This window comes from Pseudomonas sp. REP124, assembly GCF_020164475.1.
Classification (GTDB): Bacteria; Pseudomonadota; Gammaproteobacteria; order Pseudomonadales; family Pseudomonadaceae; genus Aquipseudomonas.
In genome coordinates this window covers 1-20,134 of sequence record NZ_JAIQWX010000016.1, presented here as the reverse complement: position 1 = coordinate 20,134, position 20,134 = coordinate 1, and the positions used below count along the sequence as shown (strand labels likewise).

Sequence of the window (20,134 nt, the reverse complement as noted above, 5' to 3'; positions counted from 1 at the left end):
GATCCCTGTAGGAGCGAGGCTTGCCCGCGAAGGCAATTGATCAGGCACTACCGCATCGCGGGCAAGCCCGCTCCCACAGGTTTCGCGGTGTGCACAGCATTTGTGTACGACACCCATCCTTGTGGGAGCGGGCTTGCCCGCGATGGCGGTGTTACAGGCACTACACGGCTATTTGAACAACACCTTCACCACATCCGCAAACCGCTTGGCGAAGTGCACGGTGATGCCTTCTTTCAGATACTCCGGCAGTTCCTCGAAATTACCCCGGTTCGCCTCTGGCAGGATCAGTTCGAAAATCTTCTGACGTCTTGCCGCGATGACTTTTTCCCGCACGCCGCCAATCGGCAGCACATGCCCGGTCAGGGTCAGTTCGCCGGTCATGGCCACGCCTTTTTTCGGGGGCTGGTTGCGCGCCAGCGAGAGCAAGGCGCTGGCCATGGTTACGCCTGCGCTCGGACCGTCTTTCGGGGTCGCGCCTTCCGGTACGTGCAAGTGCACGAAAGCCTCGTCAAAGAACTTGGGATCGCCGCCAAAGGATTTCAGATTGGAGCTGACGTAGCTGTAGGCAATCTCCGCGGATTCCTTCATCACGTCACCCAACTGCCCGGTGAGCTTGAAACCACGGTTCAGCGTGTGAATCCGCGTCGCTTCGATCGGCAGGGTGGCGCCACCCATGCTGGTCCAGGCCAGGCCCGTAATGACGCCGATACCGGCCAGCACCTGCTCGTTGCGGAACACCGGATGACCAAGGGAGGCTTCGAGGTCTTTGGGGCCGAGCTTGATGACAGCCTTGGGATCGTCGATCAGCTTCATCACCGCCTTGCGCACCAGTTTGCCCAGTTGTTTCTCCAACTGGCGCACCCCGGCTTCACGAGCATAACCGTCGATCAAAGACTTCAAGGCGTTGTCGCTGATGCTCAGGCTGCCCTTGGACACCCCGGCCTTTTCCAGCAGCTTGGGCCACAGGTGGCGCTTGGCGATGGCGACTTTTTCCTCGGTGATGTAGCCCGACAGGCGGATCACTTCCATTCGGTCGAGCAGTGGGCCGGGGATCGAATCCAGGGTGTTGGCGGTGCAGACGAACAGCACTTTCGACAGGTCCATCCGCAGGTCCAGATAGTGGTCGAGAAACTCCACGTTCTGCTCCGGATCCAGGGTTTCCAGCAGCGCCGAGGCCGGGTCGCCCTGGTAGCTCTGGCCCATCTTGTCGATCTCGTCGAGCATGATCACCGGATTCATGACCTCGACGTCTTTCAACGCCTGCACCAGTTTGCCCGGCTGCGCGCCGATGTAGGTGCGGCGGTGGCCCTTGATCTCGGCCTCGTCGCGCATGCCGCCGAGGCTGAAGCGGTAGAACGGCCGGCCCAGGGATTCGGCGATGGATTTGCCTACGCTGGTCTTGCCCACACCCGGCGGGCCCACCAGCAGCACGATGGAGCCGCTGATCTCGCCCTTGTAGGCGCCAACGGCGAGGAATTCGAGGATGCGGTCCTTGATGTCATCAAGGCCGGCGTGATGTTTGTCCAGCACCTTGCGCGCGTGCTTGAGGTCGAGCTTGTCCTCGCCGTACACGCCCCACGGCACCGAGGTCGCCCAGTCGAGATAGTTGCGGGTGACCGCGTATTCCGGCGATCCGGTCTCGAGGATCGACAGCTTGTTCATCTCTTCTTCGATGCGCTTCTGCACCTGTGCAGGCAGTACCTTGCCAGTCAGCCGTTGCTCGAACTGTTCGAGGTCGGCACTGCGGTCGTCCTTGGTCAGGCCCAGCTCCTGCTGGATGACCTTGAGCTGTTCCTTGAGGAAGAACTCGCGCTGATGTTCACCGATCTTGCGGTTCACTTCGGCGGAAATTTCCTTTTGCAGGCGCGCGACTTCGACTTCCTTGCGCAGCATCGGCAGGACTTTTTCCATGCGCTTGAGCATCGGCACGCAGTCGAGCACTTCCTGCAATTCGTTGCCGGTTGCAGAGGTCAGCGCGGCGGCGAAGTCGGTTAGCGGCGAGGGATCGTTGGGGCTGAACCGGTTGAGGTAGTTCTTCAACTCTTCGCTATACAGCGGGTTGAGTGGCAGCAATTCCTTGATCGCGTTGATCAGCGCCATGCCGTAGGCCTTGACCTCGTCGGTCGGCTCGGTGGGCTGGTGCGGGTATTCGACTTCCACCAGATACGGCGGGCGATGGTGCTTGAGCCAGGTCTTGAGGCGTACGCGGGTCAGGCCCTGGGCGACGAATTGCAGCTTGCCGTTTTCGCGGCTGGCGTGGTGCACCTTGACCAGCGTGCCGTACAGCGGCAGGGCCGAGGTGTCGAAGTGGCGCGGGTCTTCCTGGGGCGTGTCCATGTAGAACAGGGCCAGAGAGTGGTGCTCGGACTTGGCCACCAGGTCCAGGGTTTCGGCCCACGGCTCTTCGTTGACGATGACTGGCAGCACCTGGGCGGGGAAGAACGGTCGGTTGTGGATCGGGATGATGTAGACCTTGTCCGGCAGATTCTGGCCGGGCAGGGCCAGGCCTTTGCCGGCTGAATGTTGGGGGGCGTTTTCCGGATCGGCGTAGTCGCTCAAGTCTTCGGGGAATTCCTGCTGGTCGCTCATGTGGGCACCTGCGCAATGGGGATGGGTCTTAGATGGGGCAGGTTGGCGGTGGTTTCAATGATGCCTGAGGGTTAATGGATCATTCGAAGGTGTGTTCAGCAGCAATTCAGGTTAGCTGGATTTTCGGCGCACACCCCCTGTAGGAGCGAGCATGCTCGCGATGGTAGACGCAACACCGCGGGGCATCAGGTGCCCCGCGTTATCGTTGACGACCATCGCGAGCATGCTCGCTCCTACAGGAGAGGGGTGGCGCTGAAATACTATTCGGACAATTTGTAGGCCATCACGTAGTCGCCCTGTTTGGTGCCCAGCGAGCCATGACCACCGGCAACCACCAGCACGTATTGCTTGCCGTCCTTGCCGGTGTAGGTCATCGGGGTGGTCTGCGCGCCGGCCGGCAGGCGGCCTTCCCAGAGCTGTTTACCGTTTTTCACGTCATAGGCGCGCAGGTACTGGTCCAGCGTGCCGCTGAGGAAACCCACGCCGCCGGCCGTGGTGAAGGTGCCGCCCAGGCTGGGCACGCCCATGCTCAAGGGGATCGGTACCGGCGAGCTGTCCCGTACGGTGCCGTTCTTGTGCATCCAGAGGGTTTTTTGCGTGGTCAGGTCGATCGCGGCCACGTAGCCCCAGGCGGGTGCCTGGCACGGCAGGCCCATCGGCGACAGCAGCGCTTCGAGGACAACGCCGTACGGCGCGCCCTTGTTTGCTTGCACGCCTTCGGTTTCGCTTTTGCGCGGACCCTGGGCGGCGATGTCGGCAGCCGGAATCATCTTCGATTTGAACGCCATGTAGCTCGGGTTGACGAAGGCGATCTGGCGCACCGGGTCGACCGCAATCCCGCCCCAGTCGAACACCCCGAAGTTGCCCGGGTAGACGATCGAACCCTGCAGCGAAGGCGGGGTGAACGGGCCATCGTAGCGCATGGATTTGAAGTCGATCCTGCACAGCAACTGGTCGAACGGCGTCACGCCCCACATGTCGCGCTCGCGCAGCGGTGGCGGCATCAGGTTGAGGTCGGATTTCGGTTGGGTCGGCGAGGTGCGGTCGCCTTCCACCGCGCCTTGCGGCACCGGAATTTCATTGATCGGCACGATGGCCTGGCCGGTGCTGCGGTCCAGCACGTAGATGCTGCCCTGCTTGGTCGAGGCCAGTACCGCCGGCTTCACGCCGTCGGCGGTTTTCAGGTCCATCAGGGTGGGTTGGCCGCCGACGTCCATGTCCCACAGGTCATGGTGGGTGAACTGGAAGTGCCAGCGCACCTGGCCGGTGGCGATGTCCAGAGCGGTCAGGCCGGCGGCGTGCAGTTCCGATTCAGGGGTACGGGCGCCACCGAACTGGTCCGGCGTCTGGTTGCCCATCGGCAGGTAGAGCATGCCGAGCTTTTCATCGACGGCGAACATCGACCACATGTTCGGCGAATTGCGGGTGTAGGTCTCGCCCGCAGTGATCGGCGTCGTGTCGTCAGGTTTGCCGCTGTCCCAGTTCCACACCAGTTTGCCGCTGTGCACGTCGTAGTCGCGGATCACGCCGCTGGGTTCGTCGGTGGAGACGTTGTCGGTGACATGGCCGCCGATGACCACCAGGTCTCTGGTGACGGCGGGCGGCGAGGTGGAGTAGTAACCACCGGCAGTGAAGCCGCCGATGTTGGCGCTCAGGTCGACCTGCCCCTGGTCACCGAAGTCTTCGCACATCTTGCCGGTGTCGGCGTTGAGGGCGATCAGGCGGGTATCGGCGGTCGGCAGGAAGATCCGCCGCGGGCAGTTGTTTTCCACCGGCGGGTTGGCGCTGCCGGTGGGGCTTTGTTGGGAGGCATACACCGCGTCATCGTGATAGCTCACGCCACGGCAGGTCATGTGTGCCCAGCCCTTGAAGTTCGCGGCTTTCTGCGTGGAGAGCTTGGGATCGAAACGCCAGATTTCCTTGCCGGTGTCCGGATCCAGCGCGATCACCTGGCTGTGGGGCGTGCAGACGTAAAGCATGCCGTTGACCTTCAGCGGGGTGTTTTCGGCGGTGGTTTCCCCGGGATCATTGGGACCCGGAATGTCGCCGGTGCGATAGGTCCAGGCCGGCACCAGTTTGTGCGCGTTCTGCGGAGTGATCTGCGCCAGTGGCGAGTAGCGGTCGCCGTGGGCGCTGCGGCCGTAGGAATTCCAGTCACCATCGGCCATGGCCGGCGCGGTGTTGGTCATGCCCGGTACGCTGTCGCGGTCCAGCTGACCCTTGATTTCGCCGGGGTTGGTGAACTGGCTGGCCAGTGCCGTAACGCCTGCGAGTACCACCGCCACGCTCAAGGCTCCGGTTCCCATGGATGCCGGACTCTCAAGAAGCGGGCGGCGGAACCACGGCAGCAACATCACGATGCCCAAGGCGAACAGCATTGCCAGGCGCGGAACCAGTTGCCACCAGTCCAGGCCCACCTCCCACAGCGCCCAGACCGTGCTGGCGAACAGCACCAGCGCGTAGAGGCCCAGGGCGGTGCGGCGGGCGGTTATCAACAGCACGCCGCTGAGCGCCAGACCGATCCCGGCCAGCAGGTAATACCACGAGCCGCCGAGCAGGCTCAGGCGGATTCCCAGGACCAGCATGACCAGGCCCATCAGCACCAGCACAATACCCAACAGGCTCGGCAGCAGGCGGTTTCGACCCAAAGCACCTTCAGCGTTCATGGTGAAGTTCTCCTTGATGTTGCGCGTTGTCCTGAACGGTTCACAGTAGATGACGGTCCTGCGCGGGCATGGTTCCCCTCGTCGTCTCACCAATCCTGCGAACAACCACCAAACCCGTAGGAGCGAGGCTTGCCCGCGAAGAGGCCGGCACCTTCAACATCGATGCTGGCTGGCCGGACGCCTTCGCGGGCAAGCCTCGCTCCTACAGGTCTGTGTTTTCACAGGTCTGTGTTCCAACAGTGAGTTGCGGTTGCAGCTACATTTACTCAGAGCGCTTCCCCCAATCGAAACCCTCGGCTAAGGTGCGCGGCTTCCCATTCTTTCCCTGCTTGAAGGCCCGGCATGACCGAACACAACAACAACCCGCTGCACGGCGTGACGCTGGAGCAAATCCTCAACGCGCTGGTTGAACATTACGAATGGTCGGGGCTGGCCGAGCGCATCGATATCCGTTGCTTCAAGAGCGATCCGAGCATCAAGTCGAGCCTGACCTTCCTGCGCAAAACCCCCTGGGCGCGGGAGAAGGTCGAACGCTTGTACGTCAAGTTGATGCGCACCAAGCGCCCGCTCTGAACATGGCGATACCCTCAGTCATGCGGCGGCGTTTTGTGGCCGTTGCGGCTGTCCTTGGCTGGCTCGGTTTGAGTATCCAGCTGTACCTGATCTTCTATTCACGCTGGACCATGGCAGCCAGCCTGCTGGCGGGGCTGGTGAGTTTCTTCAGCTATTTCACCGTGCTCAGCAATACCCTGGTGGCAACCGTGCTGACCTGTGAGCTGACGTCCCGTGAATCCGCCGCGCGCCGCTGGTTTCTGCAGCCGTGGGTGAGCAGCGGGATTGCGGTGAGCATCGTCGTGGTTGGCATCGCCTACAGCCTGTTGCTGCGCCATCTGTGGCATCCCGAAGGCTGGCAATGGCTGGCGGACGAGTTGCTGCATGACGTGATGCCGCTGCTGTTTCTGATCTATTGGTGGTGCTGCGTGCCCAAGGGCACCTTGCGGCTGGGGCATATCGCGCTGTGGGTGATCTACCCGTTGGCGTATTTCGCCTATGCCTTGCTGCGCGGGCATCTGCTGGCGACGTATCCGTATCCGTTCATTGATGTGGAGAAGCTGGGTTATCCACAGGTGTTTATCAATGCCGGGGGATTGCTGGCGGGGTTTGTGGGGATTTCGCTGGTGATGATCGGGTTGGATCGGTGGTTTGGGCGCAAGGATATCGATTTGCGGTGATTGTGCTGCCGCTTTCGCGAGCAAGCCCGCTCCCACATTTGGAATGCATTCCCCTGTGGGAGAGGCGGTGCGACGATTCGACTTGCTCGCGAAGAGGCCCGCGCAGACGAATCAATCTTCGTCGCTGTCATCCAGCCGCCAATACCCCACCGCCTTCACAAACTGCTCATCCAGCCCATGCTCATCGAGCAGCACCCGGCGGATTTGCCGTGAGGTCCTGGTCTCGGTCGCGACCCAGGCATACAGGCTGCCGCCCGGCACCTGGATCTGTCTCACCGTGGTCAGCAGGTGATCCTTGCCACCCTCGCGCAGCACCCAGATCACATTGACCTGCGCCGCGCTTTGCAGCTCTTGCTGCTCCTTGCCGTTCTCCACCTCGACGATCACCAGCGCCCGGCGATTGGCCGCCAGGCCTTCAAGGCGTCGGGCGATGGCGGGCAAGGCGGTTTCGTCGCCGATCAGCAAATAGCTGTCGAACATGTCCGGCACGATCATCGAGCCCCGTGGCCCGCCGATGTGCAGGAACTGGCCCGGTTTGGCCTGTTCGGCCCAGGTCGAGGCAGGGCCGTCGCCGTGCAGGACGAAATCGATGTCCAGTTCCATCGTGTTCAGGTCATAACGACGGGGCGTGTAGTCGCGCATCGCCGGCAGCGGTCCTTCGTTCTTGCCGCCCAGCACCATGGTCTCCAGCGCCGCCTGCTCGGCCGCGTTCTGCGGGAACAGCAGCTTGACGTGGTCGTCCGTACCCAGACTGACGAAGCCGGCCAGCTCTGGCCCGCCCAAGGTGATGCGGCGCATGCGTGGCGTCAGGTCGACCACCCGCAGGACTTCCAGGCGACGGCGTTTGATCTCGTGCATGACACGGTGGATGGATTGTTCGATCACTTCAGTCATTCGGTTTTCTCCGAAACGGCAGGGCCGTCGACAATGGCTTTGGCCGTGTTGTTGAGCAGGTCGCGCACCCTCAGGATTTCTTCCGGGCTCCAGCGACCGTGGTGCATTTGCAGGGCATGGCGCAGGTTGTGCACCGCCTCGTGGATTTCCGGCGGCCGGTCATGGCCGCGCAGCGAACGCTTGCTGACTTCGATGCGCATACGCACGCCGTCCAGCGCAATCGCCTGCTCGCTTAAAGACAGACGACCGACTTCGGTCACGCTGTAGCGTTTTTTTCCGCCATCGGCGTCGCCCTGGATCAGGTCGCTTTCCTCCAGGAACGTCAGGGTGGGATAGATCACGCCGGGACTGGGGCTGTAGGCGCCATCGAACATGTCTTCGATCTGGCGGATCAGGTCATAGCCGTGGCAGGGCTGCTCGGCTATCAGCGCCAGCAGCAGCAATTTCAGGTCACCGGGGGCGAACACCCGGGGGCCGCGGCCGCCGCGTTCACGGCCCGGGCGTTTGTCGAAGCCGCCGCCATGCTCGCGGTGGGGGGAATGATGGTCTCTCATTGGTACTTGCTCTCTTCATGTTTAGATACAACTTAAGATATATCTTTTGGCATGAGCAAGGCTTTTGTTGAGAATGACTTGCATTGGCCGACGAGCGGGGCAAGTTCGCGTCGATCAAACGAGAGGCAGAGGATGGAATGAGAGGCAGATGAACCGGCCGCCAGGCAGCCGGTCCTCGGGTTTCAGCGGCGAGCCACTTCAATCGGCAGGCATTCGGTGTTGCTGCCCGGTTGCAGGTAAGGCGTGAGGATCGGCGCCATGCCCTTGAGCACCTGCACGGGCAGGGCCGAGGTGAACTTGAAGTTTTCGGCCGAGCGGCCTGGTACGTAGGCGGTCAGGGTGCCGAAATGGTGATCGCCGATGTAGAACACGAAGGTCGCCGTCCGGTTGACCGATTTGGAACTGAGGATCCGTCCGCCGGAGCCGAACGCCTCGATGCGGTTATCCCCCGTACCGGTCTTGCCACCCATGCCCAGCGGCTTGCCATCAGGGGTGACGAAACTGCCCGAAACACGCTTGGCCGTACCGGCATCCACCACCTGCGACAAGGCTTCGCGCATGGCCGTGGCGACTTCGGACGGCATTACCCGTTTGCCGACGTCGGGATCGTTGATCAGCTTGGTCTCGTAAGGCGTGTTGGCGGCGAAGTGCAGGCTGTCGATGCGCAGCGTCGGCATCCGCACGCCGTCGTTGAGAATCGTGCCGATCAGCTCGGCCAGTGCGGCGGGGCGGTCGCCCGAGCTGCCGATGGCGGTGGCCAGCGACGGCACCAGATGGTCGAACGGATAGCCGACTTTCTGCCAGCGCTGGTGAATGTCCAGGAACGCCTCGATCTCCAGCATGGTGCGGATCCGGTTGTCTCGCGCGCCCTTGTGCCGGCTCTTGAACAGCCAGCTGTAGACTTCCTGGCGCTCGAACTGGCTGGCTTTGACGACGTCCTTGAAGGTGGCGTCCGGGTGGTTGAGCAGGTAGCCCATCATCCACAGGTCCAGCGGGTGCACCTTGGCGATGAAGCCCTGGTCCGGCAGGTCGTACTTCCCGGGACCGTAGGACTCGTAGAGCCGCAGCAGGCGATCGTCGGTGAGTTTTTCGGTGAGCTTGGCCTCCGCGAGGTGCGAGCGCACGAACGCGTTGAAACTCTCCTGACTGGCGCGGGGCAGCAAATAACGGTGCACGGCCGCCATGCGGATCGGGGTCGGGCGCATGCCGTCGAGGAAGGTTTCCAGGCGTTCCTGGGTGTCTTTGTTGCGGTACTTCTTCCAGAACTTGAGGAGGAACGAGGTCCCCTCGCGATCGGCGAACGAGGCCAGGTACTCCTGACGCCGCGGGTCGCGGTCGTCCTTGAGCAGTTCTGCGCTGCTATTGGGACCGGAATAGGTGGTGTAGCGCACGATGTCGCGCATCAGGCGAATGAACGGCAGGTTGATCGACTCGCGAATCGAATCGCGAAGGGTCGGCAGGCGGCCGTTGTCTTCCTTGCGGAAGTTATGGAACGTGTGCAGCCCGCCACCGGTGAAAAACGCTTCGCCCGGGCTTGCCGAGTATTTTCGGTCCAGCGCGGCGCTGAGCAGGGCCGGCAGATTGCGGTCCTTGTTTTCGATCATGTAATCGACCACCCAGCGACTCAGGCGGTCCTGATCCGGCACTTCGACTTTCTTCAGGTCCGGCACACTCATGCCGGCATATTTGTCGTGCAGTTCGGCGATGATTTGCAGGTAAGTGGTCAGCACGCGCATTTTCGCCGTGGAGCCCAGTTCCAGCTTGCTGCCTTCGTTGATGTCGAACGGCTGGTCGGTGCTGTCGGTCTGTACCCGTACCCGCGAGCCGTCCGGGGTCAGCTCGAACAGGGTAAAGCTGTAGCGCACCTGGGTGGTGCTGGTGGGCGTCAGCAGGCGTTCGCCCATCAGGCCGATTTGCGTGGCGAAGGCAGGGTCGGCGAGTTTTTTCAGGTACGCCGTCGCCTGGGCTTGCAGCTCGCCCTGCAGGGTGCTGGTGGCGGAGAGGTCGAGGCGGTCGAGGTCGTACAGCGGACGATTGAGCAAGCCGGCCAGGCGGCTGCGGGCCACGCTGATGCCTTTGTTGGTTTCAATCGGCTGAATGGTCGGCTGGGTCGCCCAGTCACGATAGGTGACCTTGCTGGCCAGGGCGGCATCGGCGAAAGGTTTGTCGATCACCCCGTTCTGCGCCAGCAGGCGAATATGGCTGTCGGTGAGGTCAGCCAGCTCGTCGTGGCCCTTGGTCAGGTAGTGGGAAGGGCGGCGCTGGGCGATCATCAACGACAGCATTTCACGCAGGGCCAGGCCTTTTTCCGCCAGGCTCTGGGGATCGGTCGCATCACTGGCCAGGCGCTTGTTGGCCTCGTTGAAATCGGCGCCGTACCAGACCCGCAGACCTTCGGCCATGCCATGCACTTCGCCGTGTCCGGGCACGGCCGACAGCGGCACGCTGTTGAGGTAGTCGCGCACCACGTTCTGCCGGGCCTTGAGGGTGTCGGGACCGTCCTGGTAGGCGCGCACGCTGGCGGAGATCATCTGACGAATTTTCTCACCGCCCGACACGGTCAAGCCGTCAGGGGAGTGCCGATATTTCTCCAGCTGCGTCGCCAGGGTACTGCCGCCCGCCGACTGGCCAGGCAGGTGCAGCATCTTCGCTATCTGGGTATAGGCCGCCATGCCGAAACGTGGCCAATCCACCGCCGGGTTGGCCAGGGGCTGACGCGGGTCGAGCAGGAAGCGGTTTTCGATGAACAGCAGGCTGTTGACCACCACCGGCGGGATCGAATCGAAGCTGGGATACAGCTGTTGCGGGTAATTGAACTGGTACAGCGGCGCCGCCCGGCAATCGGTGATCGACAAACCGGCCTGGATCTTTTCCGAATAGGGCACGAAAAGCCCCTTGTCGATGTACTTCATCAACGCCGGGGAGAAGCGGGTCTGGGCGGAAATCACATAATCGCGCTTGAGCAGGCGCGGCAGGAATTCATCCATCGAGCTATAGCCCAGACGCAGATCGAACGGCCCGGCACCCGGATAACGAACCGCATCACTGGGACCGGGTTCGAGCTCATAATTCAAGGTCTTGGCGAACTTGCTCAACTCCCGGGCCTGAAACCTGGAAGTACGCATCTCCTTTTGCGCCGCCAACCCCACGACAATCGCAATAATCAGCAACAGCAACCAGAAAGCCTTCCAGCCGTGTTTGGAACGACGGGGTTTTTCAGGGGTAGGCGCTTGCTCATCCACTTCTTCAGTCGGGACCACGGTTTTACTCGAATCGGTTTGCCATAAAGCGCCCATAGTCGACTGATCCATTCACGCAGATTGATCGGACTTGACTGAAGCTTAGACGGTGGATGGCGATGGTGAAAAAATTGTGAAGCTGGAAGTGGTGTGGATCCAGTTTGGGCTGGAGTGAATGGAGTAGAGATTTAGCGGACGGAGTTGTACCTGTGGCGAGGGGGCTTGCCCCCGTTCGGCTGCGAAGCAGTCGTAAATCCTGCGAACTCGGTGTGCCTGAAAGAACCCGGTTGAATGGTTTTGGGGCGGCTTCGCCACCCAACGGGGGCAAGCCCCCTCGCCACAGGTAACCACCTTTTGTCATGAGTTATTACAGCCAACACGCATCCCAGAGCGGATAGTCGCCAATTTTCTCCACAAGCCCCGCACGCAAAGGATTGGCAACGATGTAGCGAGCAAATGGCTGGAGATCTTCACCGTCGCGGATTGCACGGTCGTGATAACCGGTCTGCCATAAAGGCCCCTGGCGCCCCGTCTTCTTGTTCACAGCAAGCGTGCATCGCGATTTGATCGAGCCGATGACGTATCCCAGATTGTCGCCTTGTAATTGCATGAGCCAATGAAAGTGGTCGGGCATGACGACCCAGGCCAGAGAATCGGCAAGGCCTGAGTCGTGGGCGTGACGAAGTTCTGCAACCAGCAATCGACCTGTTTGCCAGTCTGAAAATACGGGCTGTCGATCATGAATGACGGCGGTTATGAGGTAGGCGCGACCGTTTTCTGAATGTCGGCCGTGGCGTAAAAGGTGGGAGTTGGGTCGAATAGGCAATCCGTTGCCTCCTCAATGGTGGGGGTCCATTCAGGCTAGAGCTGTGTGGCAAAGCTCGGATCGGCAATGATTGTGGGAAAAGTCGGATTTTATGGCGAATAGGATTGCTTGTGTCTAGTGGGCCTGCCTGTGGTGGGCGCTTGTCTGTGATCGGGCTTGTCTGTGGCGAGGGGGCTTGCCCCCGTTCGGCTGCGAAGCAGTCGTAAACCCTGTTGACTCGGTTTGCCTGAAGGAACTCGATTGAATGGTTTTGGGGCGGCTTCGCCGCCCAACGGGGGCAAGCCCCCTCGCCACAGATTTTCCTCATGAGCCTTACAGGGGCATTCGATCTCCCGCAGCGGGACCAACCCCAACCTGCGTTCGATTGACCGCCTGATTCAACCGCTTGTTGAACTCAAGCCACGCCCCCATCAATGCCATCAACCCAGCCCCCACCAGCGCAGTAAAGATCTGCATGGCGAAGGCGTCATTGGCCATGGCGTTGATCATGTCCGCCAGGGGCGCCAGCAGTACGCCCAGGCAGAAGATTTCCAGGGAGAAGCGGCCCATGCGGCAGCTTTGTCGGGCCAGCCAGTTTTGCGTCCAGCCGGTGTCGGGCAAGAGTTTGGCGGTGACGTAGGCCAGGGCGAGGAAGTGCAGCAGGCGCACAGGCGAGAGGTTGGTCTTGCTGATCGGGTACAGCAGCTCGCTCAGACTGGCCGGCATCAGGGCGTCGTGGATGTGTGGCCAGCGCCAGGCAATCGTCAGCACCCCGGCGGCGATGACGTAGGCAGCGGCGGCCATGAACAGGGGCTGGCGCAGCAGGGGGCGGGTTTGCGCGGGACGTGGGCGTTGCGAGTGGATCGCGGCGGCGCCGCCGAGGACGAACAGCAGCTGCCAGGCCACAGGGTTGAAGTACCACACGCCGTCCTTGATCGCGGCCAGGTTCCAGCCGGCCAGCGGCACCATCAGGTACAGGGCCAGCGACAGGCCGACCACCACCCAGGTCTTGCGCACCAGCAACGGCAGCGCCAGCGGCAGGCCTGCCAGCAGCACGATGTACAGCGGCAGCGGGTCCATCAGGTTGGGCTTGAAGCGCAGCAGCAGCTCGTCGATCAACGCCTGTTGCGGGTCGCTGATGAAGTGGTGCATGCCCATTTCTTCCACCAGGTCCCGGGTTTCCACGTGGCTGTTGGCGAAGAACACGATGCCCATCAGCATCGCCAGCAAAAAGATGTGCACCACGTACAGCACCCAGGCGCGACGCAGGATTTTCAGGCAGGCGATCAGGAAACCTTCGCGCGCCAGCACTTTGCCGTAGGCCAGTACCGCGGCGAAACCGGCCAGAAACACGAAGACTTCAGCGGCGTCGCTGAAGCCGAAATTGCGCAGGGTGATTTGCCCCAATGGGTTGTGAGGCACGTGATCCCAGAAGATGAAGATCAGTGCCAGGCCGCGAAAAAAGTCGATCCGGTGATCGCGCGCTGTGGTCATGACGGCAAACTCGTAAACGGGTGTTGAACAAAGGAGTAGCGCAAGGCGCGAAAGGTTGCGCGCCGCACATCGGCGGCGCGCAGGGTGGCCCGATTCGCCGGTAATTGCAAAGTCGGGGTATTACGGGATGTTGATAAGGCGTTTAACCGCTGGTCTGAAAGGTCGTTTCACCTGTGATTTCTGACAGTAGACAAGCTCCAATGAGTGAAGCGAACGCGCTCAGTCAAGGACTTGAATATGAGACGGTTGTGGAAAGGCTTTTCCAGTTACACGGTGATCGGCATCGCCAACACCCTGATCCACTGGCAGATCTTTTTTCTGCTGAGTGTGGCGCTGGGGTGGCGCCAGGCGGCCAGTAATCTGGTGGCCTTCTGCGTGGCCGCTTCCTTCTCGTTCTACATGAACGGGCTCTACACCTTCGACGGCAAACTCTCGGTGGGCGGCTATCTGTTGTTCATGGCCGCGATGGGAGCCCTGAGTTTTGGTGTCGGCCATATCGGTGACCAGTTGCGCCTGCACGGCTTGCTGACCGTGGCGCTGTTCTCGGCGTTAAGCCTGATCCTGGGCTTCCTGTTTTCCAAATACGTGGTGTTTCGCGAGCGTGAGGCATGAAGCTCTCGCTGATCGTCCCGGTGTTCAACGAAGAGCAGGCGATCGATCTGTTTTACCGCGCGGTACGCCAGGAGTTGAAGCTGGGCGAGGCCGAGGTGGAAATCGTCTTCATCAACGATGGCAGTACCGACGGCACCGCCGACCGCGCTGCCGCGTTGGCAGAGATGGACGATCTGGTGATGCTGATCAATTTCTCACGCAACTTCGGCAAGGAACCGGCGCTGTTTGCCGGCCTGGAATATGCCACCGGCGATGCCGTGATCCCGATGGACGTCGACCTGCAAGACCCCATCTGCGTCATCCCGAAACTGGTCGAGCAATGGCAGAAAGGCGCGGATGTGGTGCTGGCCAAGCGCAAGGATCGCAACAGCGACAGCTATCTGAAACGCCACAGCGCGTCACTTTTCTATCACCTGCTCAATCGCATTTCCTACACCCGCATCGAGGAAAATGTCGGCGACTTTCGCCTCATGGACCGCAAGGTGGTCAACGTCATCCGCACCTTGCCCGAGCATCAACTGTTCATGAAAGGCGTGTTGTCCTGGGCCGGGTTCAACACGGTGGTGGTGGAGTACGAGCGCGCCCGGCGCGTGGCGGGCAGCAGCAAGTTCAATGGCTGGAAACTCTGGAACCTGGCGCTGGAAGGGGTGACGTCCTTCAGCACCGTGCCCTTGCGGCTTTGGACTTACGTCGGTGGCTTCGTGTCGATCTTCGCCGTGATCTATGCGGTGTACATGGTGCTGGACAAGATTTTCTTCGGTAACAGCGTGCCCGGTTATCCGTCGCTGATGACTGCCATTCTGTTTCTCGGCGGCGTACAGCTGATCGGCATCGGCATCCTGGGGGAATACATCGGTCGGATTTACATCGAGGCCAAGCACCGGCCCCGTTACGTGGTCAAGGATATCGTCGGCGGCAAGCCACAGCGTGAGGCCTGACATGGGCCGGTTCAGCGATTTTTTCGTGAAGGAGTTGGGCCGAAGGCAGGTCTGGCTGTTTTTCCTGCTCGCGACTTTTGTGTACGTCCTGCCGCTGATTCTCGCGGATTTTCCCTACATCGATGACAACTGGCGTTCGCTCTCAGCCGGCATGGCCTGGGCAGAGCAGGGGCGCCTGTTCAGCCAGCTGTTCTTCAACGCGCTGACCTTCACCGGCGCTGCACCGAATATCTTCCCCCTGCCTTTGCTGATCGCCACGTTGGCCATGTCCTGCGCGCTGACCAGCCTGGCTTTCCATTACTTCCGCCAGCCGAGCATCAGCTGCTGCCTGGTGGTTCTGCCGCTCTGGTACAACCCGTTTTTTCTGCAGAACCTGTCCTATCAATACGACGGCGCGCCCATGGCCCTGAGCCTGGTCGCGGTGATCTACGCGATCACGTTCCGCCACCCTTCACGCAACGTGCAATGGCTGGTGCCGTCGTTCCTGATCGCGCTGGCGCTGGGGCTGTACCAGATCAGCGTGAACGTGTTTGTGGGGCTGTGTTGCCTGGAGTTGCTGCGGGCTGCCAACAGCAGAAAGCCCTGGCCGCAATGGGGCGCGATGATCGGCTGGAAACTCGCGCAGGTCGTGCTGGGCTGGTTGATCTACTGGGTCACGGCCTATCCGTACATGGACCAGGGGCGCGCATTGTTGCTGAACTGGTCGGCGCATCCCTTGCTGCAGATCGACGTGAACATCGGTCGGGTGCTGGAAAAAGTCATGTTGCTGTTTCATGGCGGATTTGTCTGGGTGTTCGCCGGACTGGTGCTGTGCGCCATGGCCGGCGCCGTTCGCCTGGGAGAGACCATTTTTCATCGCAGGGAAAGCTGGCCGGAAAGAATTCTGATGGGCTTGCTGTGCATGGCGACCGTGCCGTTGGTGTTGCTGTTGGTCTCGGGTGTGGCGCTGTTTTTCCGCGACTTCAATGAAGGTGCCCGGACCTTGATGGGCTTTGCCGTGTTGCTGGTGTTGCTGTTCTATCTAAGCCACCTGTCGCTGGCGATTGTGCACCAGCGATTGCCGTTGCTGTTGCTGGTGCCGCTGCTGGCGATGCTGTCACTGTCGTTCGCCTATGGTCGGGTGCTGAGCGTGCAGAAGACCTTCGCTACCAGTGCGCTGTTCAGCCTTGAGCGGGACATCAGCAGTCATCAGGCTCTACGTGAAGCAAAGCGCATCTACATGTCGGTGACCTATTCCGATCACTGGCTGCTGGGGGCGGCGGGGTCGTTCAAGCAGATGCCGGTGCTGCATTACCTGCTGAACATCGACTTCTACATGCTGGCGGAAAACCTGCCCAAGGTGGGCATTACCAACGTGGTCGCAGAGAGGGAACGGCGCAATGCTACGAGGGTGGGTTATCAACATTTCGCGCCGCTGGTGGAGAGTCCGTACTACCGGATTTTTCTCTTGGGCGATTACGGTTTCATCGTCATGAAAGAGCCGGCCCCGATCAAGACACTTCGTTGGTGAAGCGTGTTGTCGGAGCCGTCCGTATCAGGCAGCAACGATTTCGTTCGGCTCGAAACTGTCGGCCCGTGCCATCTGCCACATCCGCGAATAGAACTCGCCATTCACTTCCCCGGTCAGCAACTCACCGGGTTTCAAGAACACATGCAACTGCGAGAACATCTTGATCTCGGTCGCCGACATGCGTCGTACAAGGTGCTTGGCAGACAGTTGTGACGGATGCTCAAGACCCGCCGCAGCGAGCATTTCCGCCAGGCCCTTGAGGGTGTTGCGGTGGAAGTTGTAGACGCGTTGGGCCTTGTCCGGCACCACCAGCGCGCGCTGGCGCAGGGTGTCCTGGGTGGCAACGCCGGTCGGGCATTTGTTGGTGTGGCAACTTTGGGACTGGATGCAGCCGATGGCGAACATGAAGCCGCGCGCCGCGTTGGCCCAGTCGGCGCCGATGGCCAGGACGCTGGCGATGTCGAAGGCACTGACGATCTTGCCGCTGGCGCCGAGCTTGATTTTGTCCCGCAGATTCAACCCCACGAGGGTGTTGTGAACGAACAGCAGGCCCTCGCGCATCGGTACGCCGATATGGTCGGTGAACTCCACAGGCGCGGCGCCAGTGCCGCCTTCCTTGCCGTCGATCACGATGAAGTCGGGGAGAATGCCGGTTTCCAGCATGGCCTTGGCGATGCCCATGAATTCCCACGGATGCCCCAGGCAGAACTTGAAGCCCACCGGTTTGCCGCCGGACAGCTCACGCAATTGCTGGACGAAATGCATCATCTCGATTGGCGTTGAAAACGCGCTGTGCCGCGAGGGTGACACGCAGTCTTCGCCCATCATGATGCCGCGGGTTTCAGCGATTTCCTTCGTGACTTTGTGCTTGGGCAGAATCCCGCCGTGACCGGGTTTTGCACCCTGGCTCATCTTGATCTCGATCATCCGCACTTGTGGCGTTTGCGCCTGTGCAGCAAAGCGTTCGGGATCGAAGCGGCCATCGCTGGTACGGCAACCGAAATAGCCGCTGCCCAGCTCCCAGGTCAAATCACCACCGTGTTCGCGGTGATAAGGGCTGATGCTGCCTTCGCCGGTGTCGTGGGCGAAGTTGCCGAGCTTGGCGCCCTGGTTCAGCGCGCGGATGGCGTTGGCGCTGAGCGAGCCGAAGCTCATGGCCGAGATGTTGAACACCGACGCCGAATACGGCTGGGTGCACTGTGGGCCGCCGACGGTGACGCGGAAACTGCTGGGGTCACTCAACGGCGCCGGACGCATCGAGTGGCCGATGAATTCGAAGCCGGACTGATACACATCGATCAGGGTGCCGAAGGGTTTGTCGGCGCTTTCATTCTTCGCACGCGAATAGACCAACGAGCGCTGGGCCCGGGAGAAGGGCAGGGCATCGCTGTCGGATTCGAGCAGGTACTGGCGGATTTCCGGGCGAATGCCTTCCACCAGATAACGGATGTTGCCCAGGATCGGGTAGTTGCGCCGCACCGCGTGTGGGCTTTGCAGCAGGTCGAAGATGCCGATCAGGCTCAGCACGCCGGTGACGGCGGTAATCGGCCAGAGCCAGTCATGTTCGAGGAAGGGCAGGCTGGCGAGGGTGAACATCACGCAGACGGCAAAGAAGGCGTAGCGGCTCAGGAGTGACAGGCTCATACGGTTTCCTTGGGTTCGGACTTGTTGTGCATACATTCATTTTCCCTGTAGGAGCGAGGCTTGCCCGCGAATGCGCCAGCACCTCCAACATCGATGTTGGCTGACCTGGCGCATTCGCGGGCAAGCCTCGCTCCTACAGGAAAATAGTCATCAGGCATTCTGCGCCTGCAGAAATATCGAAAACAGCTCCGACTGGGACTTGATCCCCAGCTTGCTGTACATGTGTTTCTTATGGACTTTCACGGTTTCGATGGAAATTTCCAGTTTGCGGGCGATTTCCTTGCTGGAGCAGCCGCTGAGCATCAGGCGCCCGACATCCAGCTCCCTGGCGGTCAATTGCGCGCCCTTGAGTTGCTGCACCGAGGCTTCCAGCTGCACCCGCCAATCGGCAGCCACCGGCGCGGGCGCCAGGGCCACCACTTCGTTGATCTCGTAGGGCAGACGCTGGCGCAACAGGCCCAACACCCACGGCTGAATCAGCGACAGCAAGGCTATCTGTCCGGCGGTGAAACGCTGCTTGCTGCCCAGTGACAGGCACAGCGTGCGGTCGCCTTCGAGCTGACAATTAAACTGGATTTCGTCGGCCACGACATTCACACGAAAGTATCGTTGATAGTACTCGGTGAGTTCGAAATGCTCCGGCGCCACCTCGGACAGGCGGTAAAGACCGGTGCGCGACTGTTCGCGGCAGGCGATGTAGAAGGGGTCGAGCAGGTACAGCCCGCGCAGGTAATCCTGAAACAGCTGGTCGGGACTGCCGTCGACGCCCGGGCTTTCGGCGAATACCTGCGGGTGCTGATCGGCGCTGAACATCAGCACCACCCAGCTGTCGCAGGGGACGTACTGGTCCAGCAGACGCACCAGCTGCGTCCAGAAGTTGGGCTTGTCCAGGGCGTCGATCAGTTGCCCCACCGAACGGTGCCAGGCGATGTCGTCCAACGAGAGTGTCATGCATCTACCCCTATCGTGTTACCCCGGCGGCGTAATTCCCCCACCGTGCGCTTGCTGCGCATACTGGCGCACAGACAGCGACCGGGCAATCTTTCCGGCGTTCAGAACAAGGACCACCCATGAAAGTCGAACTCGCCCAACTGGCGGGCCGTGACAACGACACGGCCTACAACCTCGAACGCGCTCTGGCGGCGATCAACGCCTGTGCGGCCGACACGCAGCTGATCATGTTCCCGGAAAGCCACCTGATGGGTTTCCCAAGCGCCGAGTCCGTAGCCGACGTCGCCGAACCGCTGGACGGCCCGACCGTCAGCGCCATCGTTGCCGCCGCCCGCGAGCGCAACATCGCCGTGGTCATCGGCACCGCCGAGAACGACAACGGGCGTTTCTTCAACACCACGCTGCTGATCACCCCTGAAGGTATCGCCCTGAAATACCGCAAGACCCACCTGTGGGCCTCGGATCGCGGCGTGTATGAAGCGGGCGATCGTTATGCCACCTGCCTGTGGAACGGTGTGCGCGTGGGTCTGTTGATCTGCTACGACATCGAATTCCCCGAAAGCGCCCGCGCCTTGGCGCAACTGGGTGCCGAACTGCTGCTGGTGACCAACGGCAACATGGACCCCTACGGCCCGACCCACCGCACCGCGATCATGGCGCGCGCCCAGGAAAACCAGGCGTTTGCGCTGATGGTCAACCGGGTGGAAGCGGGCGACGGCGGCTTGCTGTTCGCCGGCGGCAGCGCGCTGGTCGATCCGCTGGGTACGCTGTTGTTCGAGGCGGGCCGCGAGGAGGGGCAGTTCGCTGTGGAGCTGGACCTGAACCGGCTGACGGCGGCGCGCCAGGATTATCGGTATCTGGATGATCAGCGGCTGAAGTTGCCGGGGGAAGTGGTCGAGCATGCTGGTGGGTTGCGGGAGCTGCTGATTCCCAGGGGCTGATTCGATCTCTGTGTCGTGCGGGCTGACGTCTTCGCGAGCAAGCCCGCTCCCACCTTGAAATGCAT

At 61.3% G+C, this 20,134-nt stretch carries 15 protein-coding genes; 6 read left to right on the top strand and 9 right to left on the bottom strand.

Going from position 1 to position 20,134, the window contains the following annotated elements:
- Positions 1–168: 168 nt before the first annotated feature.
- Both lon and K9857_RS06300 read right to left on the bottom strand, forming a co-directional pair.
- Positions 169–2,589: an endopeptidase La gene (lon, locus tag K9857_RS06305; RefSeq protein ID WP_224534025.1), complete on the bottom strand. Its 2,421-nt coding sequence runs from the start codon at positions 2,587–2,589 to the stop codon at positions 169–171.
- Positions 2,590–2,849: 260 nt separating this feature from the next.
- Positions 2,850–5,255 (bottom strand): glucose/quinate/shikimate family membrane-bound PQQ-dependent dehydrogenase, encoded by a 2,406-nt coding sequence (locus K9857_RS06300; protein WP_224534024.1) that lies wholly within the window; start codon positions 5,253–5,255, stop codon positions 2,850–2,852.
- Between the two features lie 342 nt (positions 5,256–5,597).
- Here K9857_RS06300 and K9857_RS06295 point away from each other — a divergent pair, with 342 nt between their 5' ends.
- Together K9857_RS06295 and K9857_RS06290 are read left to right on the top strand one after the other, a co-directional pair.
- Positions 5,598–5,828, top strand: coding sequence for a VF530 family DNA-binding protein (locus K9857_RS06295; RefSeq protein ID WP_224534022.1), 231 nt, complete (start codon positions 5,598–5,600; stop codon positions 5,826–5,828).
- Between the two features lie 2 nt (positions 5,829–5,830).
- Positions 5,831–6,487 carry a Pr6Pr family membrane protein gene (locus K9857_RS06290; RefSeq protein ID WP_224534020.1) on the top strand — a complete coding sequence of 219 codons (657 nt, stop codon included), beginning with the start codon at positions 5,831–5,833 and terminating at the stop codon, positions 6,485–6,487.
- 111 nt (positions 6,488–6,598) lie between these two features.
- Here the strand turns inward: K9857_RS06290 and K9857_RS06285 are convergent, their stop codons facing one another.
- The 5 genes from K9857_RS06285 to K9857_RS06265 all read right to left on the bottom strand — a co-directional run bounded on the left by K9857_RS06285 (position 6,599) and on the right by K9857_RS06265 (position 13,473).
- Positions 6,599–7,381, bottom strand: a complete 783-nt coding sequence (locus K9857_RS06285) for a siderophore-interacting protein (RefSeq protein ID WP_224534018.1) — start codon at positions 7,379–7,381, stop codon at positions 6,599–6,601.
- Positions 7,378–7,935: a PadR family transcriptional regulator gene (locus tag K9857_RS06280; protein WP_224534016.1), complete on the bottom strand. Its 558-nt coding sequence runs from the start codon at positions 7,933–7,935 to the stop codon at positions 7,378–7,380. The genes K9857_RS06285 and K9857_RS06280 overlap by 4 nt, the downstream gene beginning before the upstream one ends.
- A 182-nt stretch (positions 7,936–8,117) precedes the next feature.
- The gene (locus tag K9857_RS06275) at positions 8,118–11,231 is read right to left on the bottom strand and encodes a transglycosylase domain-containing protein (protein ID WP_224534014.1); all 3,114 of its coding nucleotides are present in this window, start codon (positions 11,229–11,231) and stop codon (positions 8,118–8,120) included.
- 310 nt (positions 11,232–11,541) lie between these two features.
- Positions 11,542–12,000, bottom strand: a complete 459-nt coding sequence (locus K9857_RS06270; protein WP_224534012.1) for an REP-associated tyrosine transposase — start codon at positions 11,998–12,000, stop codon at positions 11,542–11,544.
- A 312-nt stretch (positions 12,001–12,312) separates the two neighbouring features.
- Positions 12,313–13,473: an OpgC family protein gene (locus K9857_RS06265; RefSeq protein WP_224534010.1), complete on the bottom strand. Its 1,161-nt coding sequence runs from the start codon at positions 13,471–13,473 to the stop codon at positions 12,313–12,315.
- 237 nt (positions 13,474–13,710) lie between these two features.
- Between K9857_RS06265 and K9857_RS06260 the strand changes: the two genes are divergently transcribed.
- Genes K9857_RS06260 through K9857_RS06250 form a run of 3 tightly spaced genes read left to right on the top strand, consistent with a single transcriptional unit; the run spans position 13,711 to position 16,533 of the window.
- Positions 13,711–14,085, top strand: coding sequence for a GtrA family protein (locus tag K9857_RS06260; RefSeq protein WP_224534008.1), 375 nt, complete (start codon positions 13,711–13,713; stop codon positions 14,083–14,085).
- Positions 14,082–15,023, top strand: a complete 942-nt coding sequence (locus K9857_RS06255; RefSeq protein WP_224534006.1) for a glycosyltransferase family 2 protein — start codon at positions 14,082–14,084, stop codon at positions 15,021–15,023. Before K9857_RS06260 ends, K9857_RS06255 begins: the two co-directional genes overlap by 4 nt.
- 1 nt (position 15,024) lies before the next feature.
- Positions 15,025–16,533, top strand: a complete 1,509-nt coding sequence (locus K9857_RS06250) for a glucosyltransferase domain-containing protein (protein ID WP_224534004.1) — start codon at positions 15,025–15,027, stop codon at positions 16,531–16,533.
- A 24-nt stretch (positions 16,534–16,557) separates the two neighbouring features.
- Here the strand turns inward: K9857_RS06250 and K9857_RS06245 are convergent, their stop codons facing one another.
- Positions 16,558–18,177, bottom strand: a complete 1,620-nt coding sequence (locus tag K9857_RS06245; RefSeq protein WP_224534002.1) for an FMN-binding glutamate synthase family protein — start codon at positions 18,175–18,177, stop codon at positions 16,558–16,560.
- Between the two features lie 150 nt (positions 18,178–18,327).
- Positions 18,328–19,128: a helix-turn-helix transcriptional regulator gene (locus tag K9857_RS06240; protein ID WP_224533993.1), complete on the bottom strand. Its 801-nt coding sequence runs from the start codon at positions 19,126–19,128 to the stop codon at positions 18,328–18,330.
- 119 nt (positions 19,129–19,247) lie between these two features.
- Here K9857_RS06240 and K9857_RS06235 point away from each other — a divergent pair, with 119 nt between their 5' ends.
- The gene (locus K9857_RS06235) at positions 19,248–20,069 is read left to right on the top strand and encodes a carbon-nitrogen hydrolase family protein (protein WP_224533991.1); all 822 of its coding nucleotides are present in this window, start codon (positions 19,248–19,250) and stop codon (positions 20,067–20,069) included.
- The last annotated feature ends 65 nt before the right edge of the window (positions 20,070–20,134 follow it).